The sequence below is a fragment of the Pelagerythrobacter marensis genome (assembly GCF_001028625.1).
In the GTDB taxonomy this organism is placed as follows: Bacteria; Pseudomonadota; Alphaproteobacteria; order Sphingomonadales; family Sphingomonadaceae; genus Pelagerythrobacter; species Pelagerythrobacter marensis.
Window position 1 is genome coordinate 2291862 of the sequence record NZ_CP011805.1, and the last position, 24193, is coordinate 2316054.

Here is a 24193-nt window from a genome sequence, read left to right on the forward strand (position 1 = left end):
CCCTAACGGCCCATCCGCATGACTGAACAGCGCGACTATAAAGACACGGTCTTCCTGCCCAGGACCGATTTCCCCATGAAGGCCGGCCTTCCGCAGAAGGAGCCGGGCATTCTCGCGCGCTGGGAAGAACAGGACATCTATCGCACGCTGCGCGAGGAACGCGCGGGGCGCGAGACGTTCGTGCTCCACGACGGGCCGCCCTACGCCAATGGCGACATGCATATCGGCCATGCGCTCAACCACGTGCTGAAGGACATGGTGGTGCGCACGCAGACGCTGCTGGGCAAGGACGCGCCTTACGTGCCCGGCTGGGACTGCCACGGCCTGCCGATCGAATGGAAGGTGGAGGAACAGTACCGCAAGAAGAAGCTGAACAAGGACGAGGTGCCCCCGGCGGAATTCCGCGCCGAATGCCGCGCCTATGCGCAGCACTGGGTCGATACGCAGCGCGAACAGCTCAAACGGCTGGGCATTAACGGCGACTGGGACAATCCCTACCTGACGATGGATTTCGGGGCCGAGGCGACAATCGTCGCCGAGCTGATGAAATTCGCCGAGGCGGGCAATCTCTACCGCGGCGCCAAGCCGGTGATGTGGAGCCCGGTGGAAAAGACCGCGCTGGCCGAAGCCGAAGTCGAGTACGAGGATATCACCTCGACCCAGATCGACGTGGCGTTCGAAATCGTCGAGAGCCCGATCCCCGAACTAATCGGCGCCCACGCGGTGATCTGGACGACCACGCCGTGGACGATCCCGGTCAACCAGGCTTTGGCCTATGGGCCGGAGATTGAATATGTCCTGCGCGATGTCGATGGGCGCCGGCTCTTGCTGGCTGCGTCGCTGGCCGACGAAACCCTCCATCGTCTCGCGGGTGGAAGCGACACCCCGGATCAAGCTCAGGGGGAAACGGTCTGGCGCGGCAAGGGCTCTGACCTCGCCGGCACCGTCGCCCGCCACCCGATCGCCAAGCTCGTGAGTCCCCGCGAAGGCGGGGACCTCAGCCGATCGCGCGCGACGTCCGACCAGGGGGCCCAAGGTCCCCGCCTTCGCGGGGACTCGCAGGCGATCGAGTTCTTCCTCAAGCCCCGCCCGCTGCTCGCCGGCGATTTCGTCACGACTGACTCGGGCACCGGCCTCGTCCACATGGCGCCCGATCACGGCGAGGACGACTTCGCATTGTGCAAGGCGCACGGCCTGACGCCCAAGTTCGTGGTCGAAGCCGATGGCCGCTATCGCGACGACTGGGCCTGGCTCGGCGGCGACGACGAACGGCGCATGTCGGTCATCAATCCGAAGTTCAATGCGCCAGACGGCCCGATCTGTTCGGACTTGCGCGAAGCGGGCGCGCTGCTTTCGGCCAGCGCCGACTACAAGCATTCCTACCCCCATTCGTGGCGGTCCAAGGCCAAGGTCATCTATCGCTGCACCCCGCAGTGGTTCGTGCCGATGGACCGCGAGCTCGATGGTGGCGGCACGCTGCGCAGCCGGGCGATGCAGGCGATCGACGATACCCGCTTCGTGCCCGAAAAGGGCCGCAACCGCATCGGCGCGATGGTGGAGGGGCGACCCGACTGGGTTCTTTCGCGCCAGCGCGCCTGGGGCGTGCCGATCACGCTGTTCGTCGACCGCAAGACCGGCGAATACCTCGCCGACCCGGCGGTCAACGCGCGGATCGTGGAGGCCGTGCGCGCGAAAGGCGTCGATGCCTGGACGGAAGAAGCCGCCGCCGACCTGCTCGGCCCCGATTACGACCCGGCGGATTACGAACGGGTGACCGACATTCTCGACGTGTGGTTCGATTCGGGCTGCACGCACGCCTTCGTGCTCGAAAGCGGGCGCTGGCCCGAACTGCGCTGGCCGGCGGACCTCTACCTCGAAGGGTCGGACCAGCATCGCGGCTGGTTCCAATCCTCGCTGCTCGAAGCCTGCGCCACGCGCGGGCGGGCGCCTTACGATGCCGTGCTCACCCACGGCTTCACGATGGCGCGCGACGGCAAGAAGATGTCGAAATCGCTCGGCAACACCGTCGATCCGAACAAGGTGATGCAGCAGTATGGGGCGGATATCATCCGCCTCTGGGCGCTATCGGTGGACTTTACCGAGGATCACCGGATCGGCGACGAGATCCTGAAAGGGGTCGCCGACCAGTATCGCAAGCTGCGCAACACCTTCCGCTACATGCTCGGCGCGCTCGACGGGTTCGACCGCGATGCGGAAGGCGTGGACCCGGCCCAAATGCCGGAGCTGGAGCGCTATGTCCTGGGCGAACTCCACGCGCTCGACGCCACGCTGCGCCGCGCGATCGCCGATTTCGATTTCAACGAATATACCCGCGCGCTGGTCGATTTCGCGAACGAGGACCTTTCGGCCTTCTTCTTCGATATCCGCAAGGACAGCCTCTATTGCGACGGCGAAGGCGACTTGCGCCGCCGCGCCTATCGCACCGTGCTCGACATCCTGTTCCACGCGCTGGTGCGCTATGCCGCCCCGGTTCTGGTGTTCACGGCGGAAGAAGTGTGGACGACCCGCTTCCCCGATCGCGGCAGCGTGCACCTGCTCGAACTGTCGCCGATGCCCGAAAGCTGGGTCGATCCGGCCCTCGCCGACCGCTTCGGCAAGCTGCGCGACTTGCGCGAACAGGTGATGGAAGCAATCGAGCCGTTGCGGCGAGAAAAGACGATCCGCTCCGGCCTCGAAGCGGCAGTCACCGTGCCCGCGGGCGCCGTGCCCGATGGCTTCGGCGATGCCGATCTGGCGGAGCTGTTCATCACCGCGTCAGTCGCGCGCGGGCAGGGCGACGGCGTGACCGTGACGCGCACCGAAGACCACAAATGCGGCCGCTGCTGGCGGCTCCTGCCCGAAGTGGCGGAAGACGGCGCGCTGTGCGGGCGCTGCGAAGATGTGATCGCACGAATGGACGATGCGGCATGAACAGGGTCACGAAATTTCGCCTGATCGGGTTCGTGGTGGCCGTCGTGCTGTTCCTGGCCGACCAGGCGATGAAGCACCACGTCACCCAGACGCTGGCGATGAAGCGGGGCGACGTGGTCGAACTGCTGCCCTTCTTCGATTTTCGCATGACCTACAATTTCGGCATCTCGCTGGGCATGTTCCAGGCCGATTCGATGGAAATGCGCTGGATGCTGGTCGGGGTGACCAGCCTGATCGCACTCGTCGTCACCGTGTGGATGCTGCGCGAGAAGGTGCTGGGCGAAATCCTGGGGCTTGCCCTGATCCTGGGCGGCGCGCTGGGCAATATCCGCGACCGGTACGAATACGGCTATGTCATCGATTACGCCGATCTGCATTTCGGCGAGTTTCGCCCCTTCCTGATCTTCAACATCGCCGATGCCGCGATCACCATCGGCGTCCTGATTATCCTTGCCCGCGCGTTTTTCCTGCGCGACAAGGAGGAAACATCCCAAACCGAGACGGCGCCCGACGCCGCGGAGAGCTGATATGAGCCATTTTTCGAGGCGCAAAGCGACCACCATCGCCCTTCTTTCCGGCGCGAGCGCCATGCTGGCCGCGTGCGGCAGCGACGGCGGCATTCTCGCCCGCGAACGGCCTGACGAATTCGCAGTCCAGCGGCAGGCTCCGCTGGTCGTGCCGCCCGATTTCAACCTCGTGCCCCCCGCCCCCGGCGCGCCGCGCCCGGCAGAAGGCACTGCGGGCGAGCAGGCGCTGGAGGCGCTGTTCGGCGGCCCGGCACCGCGCAGCGCGGTCGAAACCAGCGTTCTCGACCGTGCGGGCGCGGCCGAACCCGGCATCCGCTCCACCGTCGGCGATCCGGAAACCAATACGGTCGCCAAAGGCAGCGTGACCCGCGACATCGTCGCCGCGCCCGAGGGTGACGGTCAGTATGCCCAGGCGGTTATTCCGGGCTGAGCCACACTGTTTCCGCCGGCGCGGGGCGTAGGCCCCCCCCCCGGCGATGCTGGTATGCATGTGATATGCGGCTGGCCTATTCGGCCGCGACCAGCACCTTGTCGATCTTGCGCCCATCCATATCGACGACTTCGAATCGCCAGCCCTGATCGGTGAAGGTTTCCCCTTCCTGCGGCAGATTCTTGAGGACCGAAAGCACGTAGCCGGCGACGGTCGCGAACTCGCGATCCTCGCCGTATTCGAGGCCCAGGCGGTCGGCCAGGTCGTCCGCAGGCAGCGCGCCCGATACCAGCAGCGATCCGTCGGCACGTTCGACGATACCGGGCTGTTCGCCCTGGTCCTGATCGCTGACGAACTGGCCGGCGATCGCCGTTAGCAGGTCGGACGGAGTGACGATCCCGTCGAGATGGCCGTATTCGTCATGCACCATCGCCATCGCGACTTCCGACTGCTGCAGAACGCGCAGCGCATCCATCGCGTCGAGCTGGTCCGGGACGACTTCCGCCTGACGCATGATCGCGCGCGGCGACACCGTTTGGCCCGCGACCATTCGTGCCAGCACTTCGCGCACTTTGACCACGCCCACGATCCTGTCGGGGGAGCCATCCGCCACCGGCAGCAACGAGTGCGGGCTCGCGTCGATCGCGGCGCGCATTTCGGTCTCGTCGGCATCGACGTGAACCCAGTCGAGTTCCGTCCGCGGCGTCATCACATCGCGCACCGGTTTTTCGGCCAGCCGGACGACGCCGGCCAGGATCTGATGCTGATCGACCTCGATTACGCCCGACCGGGTCGCCTCGGCAAAGATCATGTGCAGTTCCTCGGCCGTAACGCTCGATTGTCCGCCAGGCCGGACGCCGAGCAGCCGAATCAGAAGGCCCGACGATGTATCGAGCAGCCACACCAGCGGCGCAGCGACGCGGGCGAGGAATGCCATCGGCCGCGCCATGACCAGCGCAATCGGGACTGCGGCGCGCAAAGCGACCTGCTTGGGCACCAGCTCACCCACCACGAGGCTGCCGTATGTCGTCAGCGCGATAACCACCGCGAAGCCTGCCTCGTCCGCATAGGCCGGCGACAGCCCCAGCGCCTCAAGCCGTTCGCCGACCGGCCCGCCGAGGCTGGAGCCTGAATAGGCGCCGGCGATAATGCCGACGAGCGTGATGCCGATCTGCACGGTCGAAAGGAACTTGCCCGGATCGGCGGCCAGCGCGATCGCAGTCGCAGCGGCGCTGCTTCCCTTGTCCGCCGCGGACGTGAGCCGCGCCGTGCGGGCCGAAACGATCGCCAGTTCGGACATCGCGAACACGCCGTTGAGCAGGATCAGCCCGGCGATAATGAGCAAGTCTGGCCAGGGGAAAGGTGTCACGCCGCGATCGCTAGCACAAATGCCGCGCCGCGCCAGCCTCATGTACACGCAGCGTTGACGGGAACGGGGAACAGGCGCACCCTTGCGGCGTTTCGCAATGGCGAGACGGGGGGCCATCCGGCCCCGACGGCTCAATGCGTTTGCAGCAGAGGGGAATTACCCATGAAGAAGTCGAAAATGATCGTTGCCAGCCTTGCCGCGATGTCGCTGGTAAGTGTTTCGGCCTGCGTAACCGATCCGAACACCGGTGAGCGCAAGATTTCGCGCACAGCGATCGGCGGCGTCGGCGGTGCGGCAGCGGGTGCGCTGCTCGGCGGGCTGATCGGTGGCAAGACCGGTCGTATCATCGGCGCGGTCGGTGGCGGCGCAGTCGGCGGTGTCGTGGGTTACAAGATGGATCAGCAGATCAAGGAACTGCGCGAATCGACCGCCGGTTCGGGCGTGGACGTGACCGAAGTCGACGATGGCCAGGCGATTCTGGTCAACCTGCCCGATGGCGTGACCTTCGATGTGGGCAGCGCGACGCTCAAGCCCGCGTTCCGTTCCACGCTGGATGATGTTGCAGGCAGCCTGACGCAATATCCCAACAGTCTGATCGACGTTTACGGCCATACCGATTCGACCGGCTCGGATTCGTTCAATCAGAGCCTTTCCGAACGCCGGGCGCAGACGGTTGCCAACTACCTGACCAGCCGCGGTGTGAATTCCGCCCGTATCCGCTGGCAGGGCTTCGGCGAAACGATGCCGGTTGCCGACAATTCGACCGACTATGGCCGGCAGCGCAATCGCCGCGTCGAAATCAAGATTATCCCGCTGAGCCAGGCGGAAATCGACGCAGCGCAGAACCGCTGACGTCCCCAATTCTCTGACAAGAGCTGGAAGGGCCGGTCCTGACGGATCGGCCCTTTTTTGTGTGCTATCGCTGGGGCCGCGCCAGCGTGTGGGCGCGCGTGGCAAGACGATCGACCGCAGCGGCATGAATGTCGGGCGCGCTGACCAGCAGCCCGAAGGCTCTCGGGTCGCGCTTGTTGTAATTGAGGGGGTGGCCGAAGGCGTCGCTGATTGCGGCCCCCGCCTCGCGCGCGATCAATGCCGCGGCGGCAATGTCCCATTCGTACCCCCACCGCAGCGTGGCCAGCAGGTCCGCTTCGTCCGCCGCAACCATCGCCGCGCGCAGGGCAATCGAATTGGGTTTGTCGACCGTCGTCAGGTCGCGATCCTCTTTGGGTAGCGAATCGGCCGGAACCCGCGCCCCGGGGAAAGTCGTGCGGCGCGACGCATGAAGCGCCTCCCCATTCCGCCAGGAGCCCTGCCCGGAAACACCGATCCACTCTTCGTCGCGAGCCGGGGCGGCGAGCATCCCCATCAGCGGGCGGTGCTCGCTGATCAGCGCGACCGATACCGCCCACCCGGTGCGCCCACGAATAAAATCGCGCGTGCCGTCAATCGGATCGACCAGCCAGATCAGCCCGCGTTCGAGCCGGGCCGGATCGTCGACCGTCTCTTCCGAAAGCCAGCCCGCCGAAGGGAGCAGCCGCCCCAGTTCGCGGCGCAGAAACGCGTCGACCGCAAGATCGGCCGCGCAAACCGGGTTACCCGGCGTCTTCTCCCAGCTTTCCAGCGCGTGCCCGGCACCCGGCCAGGCACCATAGGCAATGCGCCCGGCTTCACGGACGATTTCTTCCAGACGGGCGCGATCGATCATCGTCCTTCGCTGTTGGGAGCGGACGCCGGACTTTTCAAGTCGGCTAATCCGTGCTTATGCGCGCGGCATCCTTCCCATCCGCAACAACGGGGCCCGCCTTCCATGAACATCCACGAATATCAGGCCAAGGAACTGCTCGCGAAATATGGCATCGGCATACCGGCCGGCCATGCCGCAACGACCGTCGAAGAAGCTGTCGAAGGCGCGAAGAAACTTCCCGGCCCGCTTTACGTGGTCAAGGCGCAGATTCACGCCGGCGGCCGCGGCAAGGGCAAGTTCACCGAATTGGCCCCCGATGCCAAGGGCGGCGTTCGTCTTTCGAAAAGCGTCGAGGATGTCGAAGCCAACGCCAGGGAAATGCTCGGCAACACGCTCGTGACCGTGCAGACCGGCGATGCGGGCAAGCAGGTCAACCGCCTCTATGTCACCGACGGTGTCGACATCGCCGAGGAATACTATCTTTCGATGCTGGTCGATCGCGCCACCGGCCGCGTCGCCATGATCGTTTCGACCGAAGGCGGCATGGATATCGAGGAAGTCGCCCATTCGACGCCCGATAAGATCACCACCATCACCATCGACCCGGCGCAGGGCTTCATGCCGCACCACGGCCGTGCGGTGGCCTTCGCGCTCAAGCTGAAGGGCGATCTCAACAAGCAGGCGCAGAAGCTGGCCAAGCAGCTTTATACCGCGTTCATGGATCTCGATTGCGAAATGCTCGAGATCAACCCGCTGGTGGAAACCGAAGACGGCAACCTGCTCGTGCTCGACACCAAGATGAGCTTCGACGGCAATGCTCTGTTCCGCCACAAGGACGTGGAGGCGCTGCGCGACGAGACCGAGGAAGACCCGGCCGAGGTCGAAGCCAGCGAGTACGACCTCGCCTACATCAAGCTCGACGGCAATATCGGCTGCATGGTCAATGGCGCGGGCCTGGCGATGGCGACGATGGACATCATCAAGCTCAACGGCGCCTTCCCCGCCAACTTCCTCGACGTTGGCGGCGGCGCCACGACCGAGAAGGTGACCGCTGCCTTCAAGATCATCCTCAAGGACCCGGCGGTCGAAGGCATCCTCGTCAACATCTTCGGCGGCATCATGAAGTGCGACGTGATTGCCGACGGCATCGTGGCCGCGGCGAAAGACGTCAATCTTTCGGTCCCGCTGGTCGTCCGCCTCGAAGGCACGAACGTCGAACAGGGCAAGGCCATTCTCAACAACTCCGGCCTGCCGATCGTCAGCGCGGACGATCTTGGCGACGCCGCCCGCAAGATCGTGGCGGAAGTCAAGCAGGCTGCGTGACCGGTTCGGGCGGGGCTGTCGCTAAGGCGTCGGTCCCGCCTCGGCAGCCGCTTTGCGCCGCACGAAACGGAATACCAATTCGTTCACGTCCTTGTCCGCACCTTTCATTCGCACCGCTACGACCAGGCCGTTTTCGCCGTCGCAGCGATAGGTGAGCGCGCTGAAATAGACTGCACAAGGTTCGATCGAGACCAGGCGGAACCGGACCATGTCGTCCTTTTCCTCCCAGCCGGTAAGATCTGGATCGAAGTGCTTGAGCTTAACGACAAGGCTGCCGTTTTCCTCGGCGATGTACATGTGCTCGGTGAACATTAGTCCACCGGCCGAATTTTCCTGAACGAACAGGCCGACCATCGTATCGCCTGACGGCGGCAACCACATTTCCGCAGCCGGCGCCCCATCGATCCCGGATCCTGTCCAGTCGCCAGCCAGCCACGCGACTTCCCCAATAGACGCCGGCGGCGGCACGTGATCTGGAGGTGGAACCCGGGTTTCCTGCGCAGCCGCGGGGATCGACAATATCGCGGCCCAAATGCCAATCACATTTCGAAACATCGCTGGCTCCCCCCGCAATCGACTGGGCCAGCAGTATCCCGAGATGGGAGCCGCGTAAAGCGATCGTGGGTTGACCTCATCGCCCCGGAACGCGAGGAGAGACGGCAAGTTCAACCATCACAGGCAAGCCCTCGCGACTTGACGCTTACGTAAACGCTAGCTAGGCGAACCCTCGTGTAATTCGAGAGGAAGGACAACCGATGAAAATCCTCGTGCCCGTCAAACGGGTGATCGACTACAACGTCAAACCGCGCGTCAAGACGGACGGTTCGGGCGTCGACCTGGCCAACGTCAAGATGAGCATGAACCCGTTCGACGAGATCGCGGTGGAAGAGGCGATCCGGATCAAGGAAGCGGGCAAGGCGGAAGAAATCGTCGCCGTTTCGATCGGCCCGGCCAAGGCGCAGGAAACGCTGCGCACTGCGCTTGCCATGGGTGCCGACCGGGCGATTCTGGTTCAGACCGACGACGAGGTCGAGCCGCTTGCCGTCGCCAAGATCCTCAAGGCGATCTACGAGGCGGAACAGCCGGGCCTGGTGATCCTGGGCAAGCAGGCGATCGACGACGATTCGAACCAGACGGGGCAGATGCTCGCCGCGCTGACCGGCCGGCCGCAAGGCACCTTCGCCAATACGGTCGAGATCGACGGCGAAAGCGTGACAGTGAAGCGTGAAATCGACGGCGGGCTGGAAACGGTCAAGCTGACGATGCCGGCGATCGTGACCACCGACCTGCGCCTGAACGAGCCGCGCTACGCCTCGCTGCCGAACATCATGAAGGCCAAGTCCAAGCCGCTCGATACCAAGAGCCCTGCGGATTACGGTGTGGATACGACGCAGCGGCTTACGACGACCAACGTTGCCGAACCCCCGGTGCGCCAGGCCGGCATCAAGGTCGCCGACGTCGACGAGCTGGTCACCAAGATCAAGGCGCTGGGTATCGCTTGAACTTCGAATCCATCATCCGTTCGTGCTGCGAACGGACATTGAGGTAGGAAATCATGAAAACTCTCGTTCTGGTCGAACACGATAACGCTTCGGTGAAGGATGCCACGCTGGCCACGGTCGCCGCGGCCACCAAGATGGGCGACGTCAACCTGCTCGTGGCCGGCAGCGGCTGTTCGGCCGTCGCCGATGCAGCCGCCAAGATTGCCGGCGTGGGCACCGTCTATCTGGCGGACGATGCGGCTTACGAACATCAGCTGGCCGAAAACGTCGCCCCGCTTGCGGCGGACCTGATGAAGGATCACGACGCCTTCCTCGCGCCCGCGACGACGACCGGCAAGAACATCGCCCCGCGCATTGCCGCGCAGCTCGACGTGATGCAGATTTCGGACATTCTTTCGGTGGAAGGCGACAAAACTTTCACTCGCCCGATCTATGCCGGGAACGCAATCGCCACGGTGAAGTCGAGCGATGCGAAGCTCGTGATCACCGTTCGCGGCACAGCGTTCGACAAGGCCGAGGCCGAAGGCGGATCGGGCACTGTCGAAGCCGTCTCGGGCACCGGCGACGCCGGCATTTCCAGCTTCGTGGGCCAGGAACTGGCAAAAAGCGAACGCCCCGAACTGACCAGCGCCAAAGTGATCGTTTCGGGCGGCCGCGCGCTGAAGGATGCCGAAACGTTCGAGGAATACATCATGCCGCTGGCCGACAAGCTCGGCGCAGGCGTGGGCGCAAGCCGCGCGGCAGTCGATGCCGGCTATGTCCCCAACGATTACCAGGTGGGGCAGACAGGCAAAATCGTGGCGCCCGAAGTCTATATCGCCATCGGCATCTCGGGCGCGATCCAGCACCTCGCCGGGATGAAGGATTCCAAAACGATCATCGCGATCAACAAGGACGAGGACGCCCCGATCTTCCAGGTCGCCGACGTCGGCCTGGTGGCTGATCTGTTCAAGGCGGTGCCGGAACTGACCGAGAAACTTTGAAGATTGCATGACAACGGGCGGTGCCGCCTTCTGATTGGCGCCGCCCGTGTTATACGTGCGCCTACCGTCGCCGTGTCTATCGGGGGGAACGCACGATGAAGTCAGTATCCGTCCTGGCCGCCAGCGCCGCCGCGTTTGCGGCAATTTTTGCGGGCCATCCGGCATCGGCCGACGAGCCAGTGCACCTGACCCCATCCTCACCGTGGCAGCTTCGTTACGACAAGGAAGCCTGCCGCCTCTCGCGCACGTTCGGCGAGGGTGAGCAGGCGGTTCTGCTGACGCTGGCGAAGTATCGGCCCGATACCGAGATCGAGTTCCTGATCGCCGGCGCTCCGCTGCTTCCCGATGGCAAACGGCTGGCCTACCGGCTCGAACCGGTTGAGGAGGCGGAGAGTAAGCTCCACGCCATGTTCGGGACGGCAGACGACGGCCAGACGGTCTGGCAATTTGTTGGCCAACTGATTCCCGAGTCCGTTCTCGCCCATGTTGACGGCGACAGCGCACCCCAGAACCTGAAACGGATCGAGGCAGAGTTCGCCGAGCGCGCAGAAGCCTTCACCATCGCATCGGGGGTAGAACAGCCCGTGTCCCTGCGCACCGGCAGCCTGACGAAGGCCATGGCGGCAATGGATACCTGCCTGCTCGATCTCGTCAGAAGCTGGGGCTATGATCCCGAAGTGCAGGCCGCGCTCCAGGCGATGCCTCAGCCCCGTTCGAATTATCGCATGTGGGTACGGCCGACAGACTATCCCACAACTGCCATGCGCGACAGTTTGCCCGGGGCGGTTCGGTTCCGCCTCGCAGTGGACGAGAACGGCGACGTTGCCGATTGCATCGTACAGGCGGCCTATTCGGACCCCGCGTTTCGCGAGGCCACCTGCAAGGCCCTGCGGCACCGCGCACGGTTCACCCCCGCCCGGAACGCGAACGGGCAACCGGTCGCGTCATATTGGACCAGCAGTGTCGTCTTCAAGATCGGCCGGTTCCTATAAGCACGCGTCACAGCGCGCTGCTCACCGCATGAATGGTCACGCCGACCAGCCCGCCCACCAGCGTGCCGTTGATGCGAATGAATTGAAGATCCCGCCCGACGGCGCTTTCCAGGCGGTCGGTGATCGTGCGGGCATCCCAGCGGCGGACGGTTTCGGACACCAGCTGCACGATCTGCCCGCCATAGCGGGTGGCGATGCCGACAGCGGTGCGGCGGGCAAACCGGTTGACCTGCATCTGCAGGCGCGCATCCTGGCGTAACGCACCACCGATCTCGCCCAGCGTCGAACCAAGCCACCCGTCGAGCGCCGAATCGGGTTCGCGCGCCATTGTCACCAGCCGGGTCCGCAAGCGTTCCCATACCCCCTGCCACCAGTCGGCGACGGCCGGATTGTCGAGCAACTCGCGCTTCATCCGCTCCACTTTCTCCCGCGTGGCGGGATCGTGCACGAGATCGCGGGCCGCCTGTTCCAGCCCCTCTTCAATCTTGTGTCGCAGCGGATGTTCGGGATCGACGAGGACTTCGGCCAGAAGGCGATAAAGACCGTCGAGAACCGAATTCGCCAGCCGTTCGTCGAGCCCGGTCCAGCGCAACAGGGCATTGGCGCGCTTGTGAATCATCGACCGCACCATTTCCTCGTTGTCTTCCAGCGTCAGGCCCGCCCAGCGGATAATCGCATCGATCAGCGGCAGGTGCCGCTTGTCTGCAATCGCCGCCTCCAGCATCTGGCCCAGCAGCGGGGCGACCTCGAACCGCTCAAGCTGCTGCTTCAGCCCACTGCGCACCTGACCGCCGAGCCGATCAGGATCGAGCGATTCGAGCACGCCGGCAAACAGCTCGGCAGCGCCTGCGCCGATCCGCGTCTGCGTTCCCTCGGGCGCGCGAACGAGGAAATCCCCGATGGCGCGGGCCATGTTCATCGCGTGCATCCGCCGGGCGACGACGGCGGGGGTCAGGAAGTTTTCGCGCAGGAACTGCGCCATCGTGTCGGCGATCCGGTCCTTGTTCTCCGGGATGATCGCCGTATGCGGGATGGGCAGGCCGAGCGGGTGGCGGAACAGCGCCGTTACCGCGAACCAGTCTGCCAGCCCGCCGACCATTGCCGCTTCGGCAAATGCGTGGACATAGCCCCAGGCCGGATGGGCATCGAGCAGGCGATGCGTGGCAAGGAAGATCCCGGCCATGAGGATCAGCATGGCCGTGGCCGTCAGGCGCATGCGGCGCGCACGATCGGGCGGGAGTGGAGCGCGCCTCATAACCTCTGAACGCGCCGAAGGCGGCTGGGTTTCGCCGCTCACTCTGCTGGCTGCGGTCCCGGCGGCGAACGCGGCGTGGCGGGCACCGGAACTTCGCCGCTGTCGCTCGGCGGCGGCGGGCCTTCATCCTCGCCCGGGCGGTACGTCAGCAGGCGACTGCGCAGCCAGGGGCCAAGCCGCTTTTCCAGCCCATCCGCCAGGCTGAATCCGGCCGGCACGATCAGCAGGGTGAGCAATGTCGACATGATCAGGCCGCCGATAACGACAGTGCCCATCGGCGCGCGCCATGCTCCGTCTCCCGATAGAGAGAGCGAAACGGGGACCATGCCCGCAGTCATCGCGACCGTCGTCATCACGATCGGCTGCGCGCGCTTGTGCCCGGCGTCAAGAATGGCGTCGAGCTTGCGCGTGCCCTTGTCCATCTCTTCCAGCGCGAAGTCGATCAGCAGGATCGAGTTCTTCGACACGATGCCGAGCAGCAGCAGGATACCGATATAGACCGGCATCGACTGCGGCTGGCCGACGAGCCAGACGAGCAGAATGCCGCCAAGCGGCGCCAGGGCGAGCGAGGTCATGTTGACCAGCGGGCTCATCAGCCGCTTGTAAAGCAGCACCAGCACGGCGAAGACCAGCAGGATCCCGGAAAGAATGGCGATCATCAGGCTGCCGAGCATTTCCTGCTGCCATTCGTCTTCACCGACGAGATCGCGGATCACGCCCTGCGGCAGGTCCTGCAGGATAGGCAGCTCGTTGATCTGCGCATCGGCCTCGCCCTTCACGACGCCCTGCGCCAGATCGGCGCCCACCAGAACGCGCCGGTTCTGATTGTAGCGCTGGATCGAGGTCGGGCCGGATCCGAAGCTGACATCGGCCACTCGCGACAGCGGCACCGTGCCGCCCGTGCGCGTGGGGACCGGCAGATTCTCGATCGTCGTCAGGCTTTCGCGGGACTGTTCGGGCAGTTTCACGCGAATCGGGATCTGCCGGTCGGACAGCGAGAATTTCGCCGCGTTCTGTTCGATCTCGCCCAGGGTGGCGATGCGGATCGTCTGGCTGAGCGCGGCCGTCGTCACGCCGAGCTCCGCCGCCAGGTCGGCGCGCGGTTCGATGATAATTTCGGGCCGATTGATATCGGCGCTGATGCGGGGCGCGACGAGGGTGTCGAGCCCCTTCATCTGCTCGACCAGGGTCGCCGCGGTTTCCTCCAGCAGGTCAGGGTCCGACCCGGCGAGCATGACGGTCAGATCGCGGCCGCTGCCAAATCCGCCCGACTGTGACTGGAACCGGACGCGGGCATCGGGAATCTGCGCCAGTTCCGGGGCCAGTGCGCGCTCGAACTCGATCGAAGTGCGTTCACGGTCGGGCTTCAGCGTGATGTAGATCGAGGCATTGCCCACCCGTACACGCTCCAGCGCGCGCAGAACTTCCGGTTCGCGATAGAGGATCTGGGCAACTTCGTCGGCCACCCGCTCGGTGGTTTCCAGGGTCGTGCCCGGGACCATCTCGATTTCGACCCGGCTGTTGTCGCTGTTGATCTGCGGCTGGAACTGCGGCGGGACATTCATGAACAGCAGAACGGTGAGGATCAGCGCGAAATAGCCGGTCATCATCATCCACACGCGGTGATCGTAGAAGCGGGCTTCCAGCCACTTCCAGCTGTCCCGCATACGCCCGCTCCAGGGCAGGCCGAGAACCTTGAGCAGGATCCAGCCCGCCAGGAAGCCGGCCACGACGGCCAATCCCAGTTCGACGATTTCCAGCGGTTTGAGGATCAGCCAGTGCACGAAACTTTCGATGTCGGCGGTAACCGCGCCGGCGACCAGTTCGGGCAGGCCGATGCCCTGCATGACACCATATGCCATGAAGACCACGGCACACGGCACGACAATGAGCGCCAGGACCATCGCGGAAAAGGCCAGTCCGTAAAGAACGCGGTTGCGCGGCGGTTCGAGCCCCGCGCGCCGGGCATGCATCTTGCCCCGATCGAGCGACCACGACAGGACGCGCATATAGCGGTCCATCATCGGCCCTTCGCCGTGCGATGCGTGCCCCTTGGCCTTGAGGAAATAGGCGGCGAGCATCGGCGTGATCATGCGCGCCACGGCGAGCGACATCAGCACCGCGATCACCACCGTGATGCCGAAGTTCTTGAAAAACTGCCCCGAAATGCCGGGCATCAACCCGACCGGCAGGAACACCGCGACAATGCAAAAGCTCGTCGCAACGACCGGCAGCCCGATTTCGTCCGCCGCATCGATGGAAGCCTGATAGGCCGATTTGCCCATTCGCATGTGGCGAACGATATTCTCGATCTCGACAATGGCATCGTCCACCAGAACGCCGGCAACCAGGCCGAGCGCGAGCAGCGACAGCGAGTTCAGATTGAACCCGAGCAGATCCATGAACCAGAAAGTCGGAATGGCCGAGAGCGGAATCGCGATCGCGGAGATAACGGTCGCGCGCCAGTCGCGCAGGAAGAAGAAGACCACCACGACCGCCAGGATCGCGCCTTCGATCATTGCGGCCATCGAGCTTTCGTACTGCTCTTCGGTATATTTGACCGAGTTGAACAGCGGGATGAAGCGCACGCCGGGGTTTTCGGCCTCGATCGCGGCAATCTCTTCCTTTGCAGCCTCGAACACCGTGACGTCGGACGCGCCCTTGGCGCGCGACATGGCGAAGTTCACCACTTCCTTGTCGCGCACTTTGCTGATTGAGGTCCGCTCGCTGTAACCATCGCGCACCGTTGCGACATCGGCCAGCTTGACCGTACGTCCGTCACCAAGCTGGATCTGCCGCTGCGAAAGTTCGAACGCGGTTTCCGTGCTGCCCAGGACACGGACCGATTGCCGGGTGCCGCCAACTTCGGTGTTGCCGCCCGCGGCATCGATATTGGTCTGGCGCAGGACAGTGTTGATCTGGCTGGCGGTGACGCCGAAGGCCTGCATCCGCTCCAGGTCGATGATCACCTCGATCTCGCGATCGACGCCGGCAAACCGGTTGACCTCCGCCATGCCTTCGACCGACAGCAGCCGTTTGGCGACGATATCGTCGATGAACCAGCTGAGCTGCTCGATCGTCATGTCGTCGGCTTCGACCGCAAAGATGCCGAGGAAGCCGCCCGCGATTTCTTCCTTGGTCACGCGCGGCTCGATGATACCGTCGGGCAGGCTGCCGCGTATCTGGTCGATCGCGTTCTTCACCTCCGACACCGCATCGTTGGGATCGATGCCGATCTCGAACTCGATGAAAGTGCTGGAATTGCCTTCGCTGGCGGTCGAATTGATCGACTTCACGCCGTTGATCGAACGCACCGCCGATTCAACGCGCTGGGTGATCTGGTTTTCGATCTCTGTCGGTGCCGCGCCAGGTTGCGAGATGGAAACGTTGACCGCGGGGAATTCGATGTCGGGATTGTTGACCACGTCCATCCGCGCGAACGACAGCAGGCCGGCCAGCAGCAGCGCCGTGAACATGACGAGCGGAATGACCGGGTTTCGGATCGACCAGGCAGAAATGTTGCGGAAGTTCATGCCTCAGTTTCCGTCCGCATCGACCTTGCGCGGGGAAACCGTTTCACCCGCGGTGAGGAAGCCGCCGGCACGCAGGACGACCTGCTCGTTGCCCGACAACCCTTCGGCAATTGCGATCCCGCCGGCCGATACCAGCCCCAGCCGGACCGAGCGCCGCTGCGCCTTGTTCTCGCCGTCGATCACATAGACGTAGCTGCCCTCGTCGTCCGAGAGGACCGCGGATTCGGGCAGCATCGGCGCGACGACCGTACCGCTGTTGATGGTCGCGCTGGCGAAACCGCCGGGGCGCAGTTCGGGGGAATAGGACAGGGCGATCCGCGCAGTACCCTGCCGGTTCCCCGCCTCGATCGTGGGCGACAGCTGCCAGATCTGGCCGGTGAAGTCCGTGCCCGCGCCGACCGGCCTGACACTGGCCTCCGTCCCCACGGACAGCCGCGCCAGGTCCCCTTCGCTGACTTTCGCCAGCATTTCCATTTCGCCGCCCTTGGCAATGGTGAACAGGGCCGCGCTGCCGGCACCGACGGTCTGCCCCGGTTCGACATTGCGTTCGAGCAGAAGGCCGGAGGCCGGCGCATAGATATTGAGCCGCGCGGTCCGCGCGCGCAGCTCACCCAATTGCGCACGCGCAACCTGCACGCGCGCCCTGGCGGCATCGCGCGTGGCGGTGAGCCGATCGACATCGGCCTTGGAAATGAACCCGCGATCGACCAGTTGCAGCGCGCGGTCGAGATTGGCCTGGGCAAGGTCCGCATCGGCCTGCGCCACATCGACATTGGCGTTGGCGCTGGCGATCTGCTGCACCTGTACGGCCCGGTCGATCACCGCGAGTACCTGTCCCTGGCTTACCCAGTCGCCGGCGTCGACCGGAACCGAAAGGACGCGCCCGCCTTCCCCGACCGATCCCACCGGCAGGGGGCGACGCGCGGCGAGTGTGCCCGATGCCTCGATCTTGCCCTGGATCGTCGCCTTGCCGGGCGTGATCACGGAAATTACCGGCAATTGCGACTCATCGTCGCCCGCCCCGGCTGCGCCGCTTTCGCCCCCGCGGGTGAGCAAAAATGCGATCCCGCCCAGCACGATCAGCGCCAGAATGCCGATGATGACCCACCGCCGCCGCTGCCGGCTACGCGCTTCGTTCTCATCGACGAGGTCGGCAGGATAGGCCTCGGCCGTTTCCGCAGTCACGGGACTCTCGTAATTCATCGCGCTCTCGGTCTTATGGATCGCGGAGTGTGTTATAGCGATAACTCACTCCTGACAATAGTGCAGATTTCCTTAGGCCGACCCGGTCGGCCCGGCAATGCGCCGTTCGACGGGGGGCATATCTGCCCGACGAATGACCGCGCAAAAAAGGCGGGCGCGGAAGTGTTCCGCGCCCGCCCCGATATTCTGCACTTCGGTGCGTGGGTTAACGCACGCGCCCGCGCTGCACGAGATTGACGATCGCGAGCAATACGACAGCGCCGACGAAGGCGATGACGAGGCCGGTAACCGAAAATTCCTGCACGGAACCGGCCCAGCCGAACTGGTTGGCGATGACGTTGCCGATCACCGACCCGACACAGCCGACGACCACGTTCCAGAAGATGCCCATCGAAGCGTCGCGGTTCATAACGAGGCTCGCAAGCCAGCCGGCGATGCCGCCAACGACGATTGCAATAATCCAACCCATTACCAATTCCTCCTGTTTCAAGCGCTGCCCGGCTCAAACGTCAGACGGCGCAGTGCGGTTCCCCGGCATTCTTTTCGAGCCGTGAAGGCAGGATACGCGAAATGGGATAGCGCCGCTAGGCCTCCCCCCGGAAAGGGTGGGCCAGGGCGATGAATCAGTACTTCAGCTGGCGTTCGTAAAGGTCACGGTAGTGCTGGATCCGCGTGACGCGCAGCCCCTGCATCCCCGAGCGGTCGACCGCACGCTGCCACGAAGCGAACTCCTCCAGCGTCAGGTTGTAGCGATCGAGAACTTCGTCGATCGTCAGCAATCCGCCATTGACGGCCGCGACCACTTCGGCCTTGCGGCGCACGACCCATCGCTTGGTATTGCGGGGCGGCAGATCGGCAAGCGTAAGCGGCTCACCGAGCGGGCCGATGACCTGGTCTGGGCGGATTTTCTGGTTCTCGATCATTGCATCTCTCGGTCGCCGGTGCGCACATTGTTTGCGGTAGGGGGAACAATGCCGCCTGCGCCTTTGCCATGAGCTAAATCATCAGGGTTAACGATCGGTTCGCGGGTCCCGGCCACGCCGTCTTCGCGATTGCCGAAGCATTCGAAGTTGCCCGTGCGATGGAGGCTCTGGCGCGACACCGCCCGCCGCAACTCGTTCGCTGCGGCCAGGCGCGCGACGAGGTCGGCCCATCCCGGAATGGTGAGAGAACCGCCGTCGGCCGCCGAGTCGACGACTGCGGGAACGATCTTGCCTTCGAACATGACAGCGTCATAGCCGCCACATCGTCAATATCGGGTAAACCCCGGCACGACCTTGCGAAATTTCACTCCCGGCGCGGGGTCACGCACCGCTTTATGACCAGCGACCGAACGTGTATGGGCGCGCCCATGAACGCCCCTGCACAGATTGCCGGCACGTCCGATCCCGCTGCCCTGTTCGACTTGCCGCGTCCGGCCGACAAGTGCCGGATCGTCGTCGCCATGTCGGGCGGTGTCGACAGCTCGGTCGTCGCAGCGCTCGCCGCAGAAACGGGTGCGGAAACGATCGGTGTGACCCTGCAGTTGTACGATTACGGCGCGGCCACGGGGCGGAAGGGCGCGTGCTGCGCGGGCGACGACATTGCCGATGCGCGCGCCGTTGCGGACCGGCTCGGCATCGCGCACTACGTATTCGATCACGAGAGCGCCTTTCGCGAGGAAGTGGTCGAAACCTTCGCCGACGATTATCTCGCCGGGCGAACGCCTGTCCCCTGCATCCGCTGCAACATGGGGCCCAAGTTTACCGACCTGTTGCGCATGGCGCGCGAACTGGGCGCAGACTGCCTCGCCACCGGGCACTACGTGCGCCGTATCGAAGGTGCCGGCTGGCCGGAACTGCACCGTGCGCTCGATCCTGCGCGCGACCAGTCCTATTTTCTCTATGCGACGACGGAAAGCCAACTCGACTTCATCCGCTTTCCCCTCGGCGGCCTGCCCAAGAGCGAAGTGCGCCGGCTGGCCGAAGCGGCGGGCCTGCGCAACGCGGCCAAGCCCGACAGCCAGGATATCTGCTTCGTGCCCGACGGCGATTACGCCGCGATCGTCCGCAAGATGCGGCCCGAAGGGGGCACGCCGGGGCCGATCGTTCATGCCGGATCGGGCGAAATTCTGGGGCGGCACAAGGGCATCGTCCACTTCACCGTGGGCCAGCGCAAGGGGCTGGACATCGGGGGACAGCCCGAACCCCTCTATGTCGTCGGGATCGATGCCGATGCCTGCGCGGTGCATGTCGGCCCGCGCCGAATGCTGGCGGTGGGCGCCGCCCGGATCGTCGAAACCAACCGTATCGGCCCATTGCCCGATGCGCCGCTGACGGCAAAGGTGCGCAGCCTCGCCAAACCGGTCCCGGTCGTGCTGGATGGGCCGCTGGGCAATGGCACAACCGCCACCCTTCGCTTCGCCCAGCCCGAATACGGCGTCGCGCCGGGGCAGGCAGCCGTCATCTATGCCGGGGAGCGGGTCGTCGGCGGCGGCTGGATCGATTCGACGGAAGCAGGCGACGAAGCCTAGCCCTCCCACGGCTCCATCACGCAGCCGTATCCATCGCGCAAGGTGGCGGTTTCGGTGGCGAGGAAGGGGAAGCGGGCAGTGACGCTTTTCGTTTCTGCATCCTCGGTCAGGGTGACCAGTTCCATCCCTGCCAGCTTGTCCTTGCCGCAATCGTCGAGGCTGCGGCCCGCGACGAAGCGACACGAGCAGGCGACGCGCGCTGAATAGGCAGCGGCAATGCCTGAATATCCGGTGATCGGGGCGCGATAGTACCAGCCGAGCGCCGCCAACGCAGCGGCGATGAGGGCCAGCCAGAGCGGCCAGCGGCGGCGCCTTGCCGGGCCTGTTCGTCGTACTGAACGGCGGGAAGTATTAGCCATTGCCAAGCCCGGTCTGCTGCGCGAGGGAAAGCCGCATGTGCCCGCGGCCCGTCTCCCTTATCGCCTGCCTGGCTCTGCTGCCAGCCCTGGTTTCGTGCAGCGACACGCCGGCTCCGCCCCCTCCGCTGAGCGAGGCGGCCCTGGCGGCCGTTACGGAAGACGCCGGCGCGCCGGCGCGCCAGCTTGCGCGGCAGGTCGACGATCTCTTCGTGAACGAGGAGGCGGGGGAAACCCGCGCACTGATCGTCATGCACGGCGGAATGATCGCCGCCGAACGCTACGCCCCCGGTTACGACCGGAACACCCGTTTCGTCAGTTGGTCGATGGCCAAGACGGTAACCGCGGTGATGATCGGAATGCTGGTCGCCGATGGGCGGCTGGCGCTGGACGATTCGCCGCCGGTGCCGCGCTGGCGGCGCCCCGGCGATCCGCGCGGCGAGATCACTTTGCGCCAGCTGCTCCAGATGCGCAGCGGCCTGCGCCACACCGAGGCCGGCGATCCGCCTTACGATTCGTCCGAAGTGCGGATGCTGTTCCTCGACGGGCGCGACGACATGGCCGACTGGGCCGAGAGCCAGCCGCTGGAGGCGGAACCGGGCAGCAGTTTCGAGTATTCCTCTGCCACCAGCGTGATCCTGGCCGACATTGCCGCCCGCGTGCTCTCCCGCCGCGACGATCCGGAGGCGCGGCGCGAAGCGGTGGCCGGTTATCTCCACACCCGATTGTTCGGGCCGCTGGCAATGGAATCGATGGTGCCGGAATTCGACGCCAACGGCACCTTGATCGGGGGCAGCCTGATCCACGGCAACGCGCGCGACTGGGGCCGGTTCGGCGATTTCCTGCGTCACAAGGGCTCCTATCGCGGCAGCCAGCTCGTCCCCCGCAAATGGGTCGAGGCGATGACCGCGCCCAGCCCGCGGCGCGAGAATTACGGCTTTCAGACCTGGCTCAACCGCCAGGTGCCGGGAGAAAGCGAGAATCCCCTGTTCCCCGGCCGCGCGCCGCAATCGATGTTTGCGGCGATCGGGCACATGGGCCAGTACATTCTGGTTTCGCCGGAACAGAAGCTGACCGTGGTACGCCTGGGCCATTCCGATGCGGAGGAGCGCGCCGTCCTGCTGCAGGAGCTGGCCGATATCATGGAGCTTTACCCCGCCGAATGACGGCGCACGGCGGGGCAGGCACGACATCAAGGCAAGCGGAACGTTCCTTCCACCACGGTCACGCAGGCACCGCCGAGCCAGGCCTGATCGCCTTCCAGCCGACAGACGAGATCGCCGCCCCTGCGCGAGGCCTGGTGCGCGGTGAAGCTGTCGCGCCCCAGCCGCGCGGCCCAGAACGGCGTGAGCGCGGCGTGGGCGGAACCGGTCACGCTGTCTTCGTCCACCCCGCCGCCGGGCACGAACACCCGGCTGACCACATCGGTATCGCCCCCCGGCGCGGTGCAGATGAACTGGTCGTCGCCCAGAGCACCGAGCGCACGCAGATCGGGGTCGAGCGCGCGCACGTCGTCCTCGCTGGCGAACAGGTAGATCCCGTAGCCATCGGGGTTGCGCCACACTTCGAGCGGCTGCGCGCCAAGCAGACCGACAGCTTCCGGCCACTCGGAAGGCTCGGTCGGGATTGCGGGCAGCGCAAGCTCGTACCCGGCGCCGCTGCGCCGCACCTCCAGCAGGCCCGCCTTGCGCGTGCGAAAGCGCACCCGGTCGCCCCCGTCACGGCCCAGCAGGACGTGACCGGCGGCGAGCGTCGCATGGCCGCAGAGGCGAATCTCGCAAGCCGGGGTGAACCAGCGCAGTTCCCAGTCCGCATCGCCGCCAGCGTCCTTCACCACGAAAGCGGTTTCGGCGAAGTTGTTCTCCTCCCCAATGGCCTGAAGCACATCGTCGGGCAGCCAGGTTTCCAGCGGCATCACGGCGGCCTGATTTCCTGCGAAGGGCCGGTCGGCAAATGCATCGACATGCCAGTAGGGAAGCTTCATTCCGGGTCCTTCTCCAGCTTTTCGAACTCGTCGGCTTCCACCAGCGGATTGCCGGGTTCGTCGACGTGTCCCTGTGGGTCAATGTGGATCAGCAGTTCCATCTGCGGGAAATGGCGGCAGAGATCGGCCTCCACCCGCTCGATGATATCGTGCGCCGCAGCCACCGTGGTCTTGCCCGGCAGATCGACGTGAAACTGCACGAAATCGCGCGTGCCGCTGGATCGGGTGCGCAAGTCATGCAGGTTGGAAAGCTCGGGATGACGTGCGGCGAGCGCCACGAAGCGCTGCCGCCTCTCCTCCGGCCATTCGCGGTCCATGATCTGGTCCACCGCATCGCTGCCGGCCCGCCACGCGCCCCACAGCAGCCAGGCGGCGATCGCGAGCCCGAACAGCGGATCGGCCTGCGAAAGGCCCATAAACTGGTCGAGCACCAGGGCCGCGATCACGGCGGCGTTCAGCAGCAGATCCGACTGGTAATGCACGCTGTCGGTCCTGATCGCGAGGCTGCCGGTCCGGCGCACCACGTGGCGCTGCCAGGCGATCAGGGCGAAAGTCGCCACAATCGCGGCAAGCGATACCGCGATCCCTTCTTCCGCCGCCGAAGTCTGTCCGCCTTCCACGAGATGCAGGACGGCGCGGAAGGCGATGCCCGCGGCGGACAGCGCGATCAGCGTGACCTGGAAGATCGCGGCCAGCGCCTCCGCCTTGCCGTGGCCGAAGCGGTGATCTTCGTCCGCAGGCATCGCGGCGATCCACACCCCGGCCAGAGTCGCCAGACTGGCGACGAGATCGAGCGCGGTATCGGCAAGGCTGCCGAGCATGGCGGTCGAACCGGTGCGCCAGGTCGCCCAGCTCTTGATGACAGCAAGGAACAGCGCCACCGCGATCGACGCCAGGGCTGCACTGCGCGCCAGCGCGGCGCGGTGCGCGGCGCCCTGGTCCATCATGGGTAAAGCAGCGTGCTCGCCCACTCGCCCCCGGTCCGTGTGAACAGGCGGCGATCGTGCAGGCGGTTGGGCCGGTCGAGCCAGAACTCGATCCGCTCGGGCGTCAGCGTGAAGCCGGTCCAGTGCGGCGGGCGCGGTACGCGGCCCTGCGCCTGGCACGCGGCGCCCAGTTGCTCCACCCGGGCGACATAGTCGGCGCGATCGCCCAGCGGACGCGACTGGTCGCTGGCAGCGGAACCGACCTGGCTGACGAAGGCGCGCGAATGGAAGTAGGCATCGGCGGCTTCCGCCGAAACCTCGTGCAAAGGCCCTTCGATCCGCACCTGCCGGCGCAGGCTCTTCCAGTGGAACAGCAGCGCGGCATGGGGATTGGCGCGAATGTCGCCGCCCTTGCGGCTTTCGGCATTGGTGAAGAAGGTGAACCCGTCTTCCCCGTGCCCCTTCAGCAGGACCATCCGCACCGAAGGCAGGCCCGATGGCGTTGCGGTGGCGAGCGCCATCGCGTTCGGATCGTTCGGCTCCGCCTCCCGCGCTTCGGCAAGCCAGGTGTCGAACAGCGCCAGCGGGCCTGATTCGGGCAACTGCGAACGCTCCTCGTTCATCGTCCACCTGCGAGACATGGACCGCATGTTACACTGTCCTGGACCAAGAAAATTGCGCGC

Annotated in this window: 23 protein-coding genes; 10 read left to right on the plus strand and 13 right to left on the minus strand. The window is 65.2% G+C overall.

Annotation, left to right across the window (positions count from 1 at the left end):
• Window positions 1-18: 18 nt before the first annotated feature.
• From ileS to AM2010_RS10855, 3 genes are read left to right on the plus strand one after another with little or no spacing between them, the layout of a single operon-like run.
• Window positions 19-2931, plus strand: a complete 2913-nt coding sequence (ileS, locus tag AM2010_RS10845) for an isoleucine--tRNA ligase (RefSeq protein WP_047807073.1) — start codon at window positions 19-21, stop codon at window positions 2929-2931.
• Window positions 2928-3458: a signal peptidase II gene (lspA, locus tag AM2010_RS10850; protein ID WP_047807074.1), complete on the plus strand. Its 531-nt coding sequence runs from the start codon at window positions 2928-2930 to the stop codon at window positions 3456-3458. Before ileS ends, lspA begins: the two co-directional genes overlap by 4 nt.
• A gap of 1 nt (window position 3459) precedes the next feature.
• Window positions 3460-3888, plus strand: coding sequence for a DUF3035 domain-containing protein (locus tag AM2010_RS10855; protein WP_047807075.1), 429 nt, complete (start codon window positions 3460-3462; stop codon window positions 3886-3888).
• 76 nt (window positions 3889-3964) lie between these two features.
• Here the strand turns inward: AM2010_RS10855 and AM2010_RS10860 are convergent, their stop codons facing one another.
• On the minus strand, window positions 3965-5257 hold the full coding sequence (locus AM2010_RS10860) for a hemolysin family protein (RefSeq protein ID WP_047807076.1): 1293 nt from the start codon (window positions 5255-5257) through the stop codon (window positions 3965-3967).
• A 162-nt stretch (window positions 5258-5419) separates the two neighbouring features.
• Between AM2010_RS10860 and AM2010_RS10865 the strand changes: the two genes are divergently transcribed.
• On the plus strand, window positions 5420-6109 hold the full coding sequence (locus tag AM2010_RS10865; protein WP_047807077.1) for a YiaD family glycine zipper/OmpA-like lipoprotein: 690 nt from the start codon (window positions 5420-5422) through the stop codon (window positions 6107-6109).
• A gap of 64 nt (window positions 6110-6173) precedes the next feature.
• On the opposite strand, the gene AM2010_RS10870 is transcribed toward AM2010_RS10865, so the two are convergent.
• Window positions 6174-6962: a 3'(2'),5'-bisphosphate nucleotidase CysQ gene (locus tag AM2010_RS10870; RefSeq protein WP_047807078.1), complete on the minus strand. Its 789-nt coding sequence runs from the start codon at window positions 6960-6962 to the stop codon at window positions 6174-6176.
• A gap of 102 nt (window positions 6963-7064) precedes the next feature.
• On the opposite strand from AM2010_RS10870, the gene sucC reads away from it, so the two are divergent.
• Window positions 7065-8264, plus strand: coding sequence for an ADP-forming succinate--CoA ligase subunit beta (sucC, locus tag AM2010_RS10875; protein ID WP_047807079.1), 1200 nt, complete (start codon window positions 7065-7067; stop codon window positions 8262-8264).
• Window positions 8265-8285: 21 nt separating this feature from the next.
• Here sucC and AM2010_RS10880 read toward each other — a convergent pair whose 3' ends face one another.
• Complete coding sequence (locus AM2010_RS10880) at window positions 8286-8783, minus strand: DUF6265 family protein (protein WP_244881989.1); 498 nt, start codon at window positions 8781-8783, stop codon at window positions 8286-8288.
• A gap of 236 nt (window positions 8784-9019) precedes the next feature.
• On the opposite strand from AM2010_RS10880, the gene AM2010_RS10885 reads away from it, so the two are divergent.
• The 3 genes from AM2010_RS10885 to AM2010_RS13815 all read left to right on the plus strand — a co-directional run bounded on the left by AM2010_RS10885 (window position 9020) and on the right by AM2010_RS13815 (window position 11741).
• Window positions 9020-9766: an electron transfer flavoprotein subunit beta/FixA family protein gene (locus AM2010_RS10885; protein ID WP_047807080.1), complete on the plus strand. Its 747-nt coding sequence runs from the start codon at window positions 9020-9022 to the stop codon at window positions 9764-9766.
• Between the two features lie 53 nt (window positions 9767-9819).
• Window positions 9820-10749, plus strand: coding sequence for an electron transfer flavoprotein subunit alpha/FixB family protein (locus AM2010_RS10890; RefSeq protein ID WP_047807081.1), 930 nt, complete (start codon window positions 9820-9822; stop codon window positions 10747-10749).
• Between the two features lie 95 nt (window positions 10750-10844).
• Window positions 10845-11741, plus strand: a complete 897-nt coding sequence (locus AM2010_RS13815) for an energy transducer TonB (RefSeq protein WP_053044065.1) — start codon at window positions 10845-10847, stop codon at window positions 11739-11741.
• Between the two features lie 7 nt (window positions 11742-11748).
• Here AM2010_RS13815 and AM2010_RS10900 read toward each other — a convergent pair whose 3' ends face one another.
• From AM2010_RS10900 to AM2010_RS10925, 6 genes are all read right to left on the minus strand, one after another.
• Window positions 11749-12957 (minus strand): DUF445 domain-containing protein, encoded by a 1209-nt coding sequence (locus AM2010_RS10900; protein ID WP_047807082.1) that lies wholly within the window; start codon window positions 12955-12957, stop codon window positions 11749-11751.
• A 77-nt stretch (window positions 12958-13034) separates the two neighbouring features.
• The gene (locus AM2010_RS10905) at window positions 13035-16529 is read right to left on the minus strand and encodes an efflux RND transporter permease subunit (protein ID WP_047807083.1); all 3495 of its coding nucleotides are present in this window, start codon (window positions 16527-16529) and stop codon (window positions 13035-13037) included.
• A gap of 3 nt (window positions 16530-16532) precedes the next feature.
• Window positions 16533-17732, minus strand: a complete 1200-nt coding sequence (locus AM2010_RS10910) for an efflux RND transporter periplasmic adaptor subunit (protein ID WP_047807084.1) — start codon at window positions 17730-17732, stop codon at window positions 16533-16535.
• A 205-nt stretch (window positions 17733-17937) separates the two neighbouring features.
• Window positions 17938-18201: a GlsB/YeaQ/YmgE family stress response membrane protein gene (locus AM2010_RS10915; protein WP_047807085.1), complete on the minus strand. Its 264-nt coding sequence runs from the start codon at window positions 18199-18201 to the stop codon at window positions 17938-17940.
• A gap of 154 nt (window positions 18202-18355) precedes the next feature.
• On the minus strand, window positions 18356-18655 hold the full coding sequence (sciP, locus tag AM2010_RS10920; RefSeq protein WP_047807086.1) for a CtrA inhibitor SciP: 300 nt from the start codon (window positions 18653-18655) through the stop codon (window positions 18356-18358).
• Window positions 18652-18957, minus strand: coding sequence for a hypothetical protein (locus tag AM2010_RS10925; RefSeq protein ID WP_047807087.1), 306 nt, complete (start codon window positions 18955-18957; stop codon window positions 18652-18654). Before AM2010_RS10925 ends, sciP begins: the two co-directional genes overlap by 4 nt.
• Before the next feature lie 126 nt (window positions 18958-19083).
• Between AM2010_RS10925 and mnmA the strand changes: the two genes are divergently transcribed.
• Complete coding sequence (gene mnmA, locus AM2010_RS10930; protein WP_047807088.1) at window positions 19084-20244, plus strand: tRNA 2-thiouridine(34) synthase MnmA; 1161 nt, start codon at window positions 19084-19086, stop codon at window positions 20242-20244.
• Here mnmA and AM2010_RS10935 read toward each other — a convergent pair.
• Window positions 20241-20603: a hypothetical protein gene (locus AM2010_RS10935; RefSeq protein ID WP_150115275.1), complete on the minus strand. Its 363-nt coding sequence runs from the start codon at window positions 20601-20603 to the stop codon at window positions 20241-20243. The genes mnmA and AM2010_RS10935 overlap by 4 nt on opposite strands.
• A 35-nt stretch (window positions 20604-20638) precedes the next feature.
• On the opposite strand from AM2010_RS10935, the gene AM2010_RS10940 reads away from it, so the two are divergent.
• Entirely contained in the window at window positions 20639-21766 is a 1128-nt protein-coding gene (locus AM2010_RS10940) for a serine hydrolase domain-containing protein (protein WP_047807089.1), read from the plus strand.
• Between the two features lie 26 nt (window positions 21767-21792).
• Here AM2010_RS10940 and AM2010_RS10945 read toward each other — a convergent pair whose 3' ends face one another.
• From AM2010_RS10945 to pdxH, 3 genes are read right to left on the minus strand one after another with little or no spacing between them, the layout of a single operon-like run.
• Window positions 21793-22584: a PhzF family phenazine biosynthesis protein gene (locus AM2010_RS10945; RefSeq protein WP_047807090.1), complete on the minus strand. Its 792-nt coding sequence runs from the start codon at window positions 22582-22584 to the stop codon at window positions 21793-21795.
• Window positions 22581-23531 carry a cation diffusion facilitator family transporter gene (locus tag AM2010_RS10950; RefSeq protein ID WP_047807091.1) on the minus strand — a complete coding sequence of 317 codons (951 nt, stop codon included), beginning with the start codon at window positions 23529-23531 and terminating at the stop codon, window positions 22581-22583. The genes AM2010_RS10945 and AM2010_RS10950 overlap by 4 nt, the downstream gene beginning before the upstream one ends.
• Window positions 23528-24151 (minus strand): pyridoxamine 5'-phosphate oxidase, encoded by a 624-nt coding sequence (gene pdxH / locus AM2010_RS10955; protein ID WP_082132891.1) that lies wholly within the window; start codon window positions 24149-24151, stop codon window positions 23528-23530. Before pdxH ends, AM2010_RS10950 begins: the two co-directional genes overlap by 4 nt.
• Window positions 24152-24193 lie beyond the last annotated feature (42 nt).

Bases quoted from the DNA above. Each gene is read 5' to 3' on its own strand.
- ileS (WP_047807073.1), top strand. From the start codon at position 19: ATGACTGAACAGCGCGACTATAAAGACACGGTCTTCCTGCCCAGGACC.
- lspA (WP_047807074.1), top strand. From the start codon at position 2,928: ATGAACAGGGTCACGAAATTTCGCCTGATCGGGTTCGTGGTGGCCGTC.
- AM2010_RS10855 (WP_047807075.1), top strand. From the start codon at position 3,460: ATGAGCCATTTTTCGAGGCGCAAAGCGACCACCATCGCCCTTCTTTCC.
- AM2010_RS10865 (WP_047807077.1), top strand. From the start codon at position 5,420: ATGAAGAAGTCGAAAATGATCGTTGCCAGCCTTGCCGCGATGTCGCTG.
- AM2010_RS10870 (WP_047807078.1), bottom strand. From the start codon at position 6,962: ATGATCGATCGCGCCCGTCTGGAAGAAATCGTCCGTGAAGCCGGGCGC.
- sucC (WP_047807079.1), top strand. From the start codon at position 7,065: ATGAACATCCACGAATATCAGGCCAAGGAACTGCTCGCGAAATATGGC.
- AM2010_RS10885 (WP_047807080.1), top strand. From the start codon at position 9,020: ATGAAAATCCTCGTGCCCGTCAAACGGGTGATCGACTACAACGTCAAA.
- AM2010_RS10890 (WP_047807081.1), top strand. From the start codon at position 9,820: ATGAAAACTCTCGTTCTGGTCGAACACGATAACGCTTCGGTGAAGGAT.
- AM2010_RS13815 (WP_053044065.1), top strand. From the start codon at position 10,845: ATGAAGTCAGTATCCGTCCTGGCCGCCAGCGCCGCCGCGTTTGCGGCA.
- AM2010_RS10900 (WP_047807082.1), bottom strand. From the start codon at position 12,957: ATGCGCCTGACGGCCACGGCCATGCTGATCCTCATGGCCGGGATCTTC.
- AM2010_RS10905 (WP_047807083.1), bottom strand. From the start codon at position 16,529: ATGAACTTCCGCAACATTTCTGCCTGGTCGATCCGAAACCCGGTCATT.
- AM2010_RS10910 (WP_047807084.1), bottom strand. From the start codon at position 17,732: ATGAATTACGAGAGTCCCGTGACTGCGGAAACGGCCGAGGCCTATCCT.
- AM2010_RS10915 (WP_047807085.1), bottom strand. From the start codon at position 18,201: ATGGGTTGGATTATTGCAATCGTCGTTGGCGGCATCGCCGGCTGGCTT.
- sciP (WP_047807086.1), bottom strand. From the start codon at position 18,655: ATGATCGAGAACCAGAAAATCCGCCCAGACCAGGTCATCGGCCCGCTC.
- AM2010_RS10925 (WP_047807087.1), bottom strand. From the start codon at position 18,957: ATGTTCGAAGGCAAGATCGTTCCCGCAGTCGTCGACTCGGCGGCCGAC.
- mnmA (WP_047807088.1), top strand. From the start codon at position 19,084: ATGAACGCCCCTGCACAGATTGCCGGCACGTCCGATCCCGCTGCCCTG.
- AM2010_RS10935 (WP_150115275.1), bottom strand. From the start codon at position 20,603: ATGGCTAATACTTCCCGCCGTTCAGTACGACGAACAGGCCCGGCAAGG.
- AM2010_RS10940 (WP_047807089.1), top strand. From the start codon at position 20,639: ATGTGCCCGCGGCCCGTCTCCCTTATCGCCTGCCTGGCTCTGCTGCCA.
- AM2010_RS10945 (WP_047807090.1), bottom strand. From the start codon at position 22,584: ATGAAGCTTCCCTACTGGCATGTCGATGCATTTGCCGACCGGCCCTTC.
- AM2010_RS10950 (WP_047807091.1), bottom strand. From the start codon at position 23,531: ATGATGGACCAGGGCGCCGCGCACCGCGCCGCGCTGGCGCGCAGTGCA.
- pdxH (WP_082132891.1), bottom strand. From the start codon at position 24,151: ATGTCTCGCAGGTGGACGATGAACGAGGAGCGTTCGCAGTTGCCCGAA.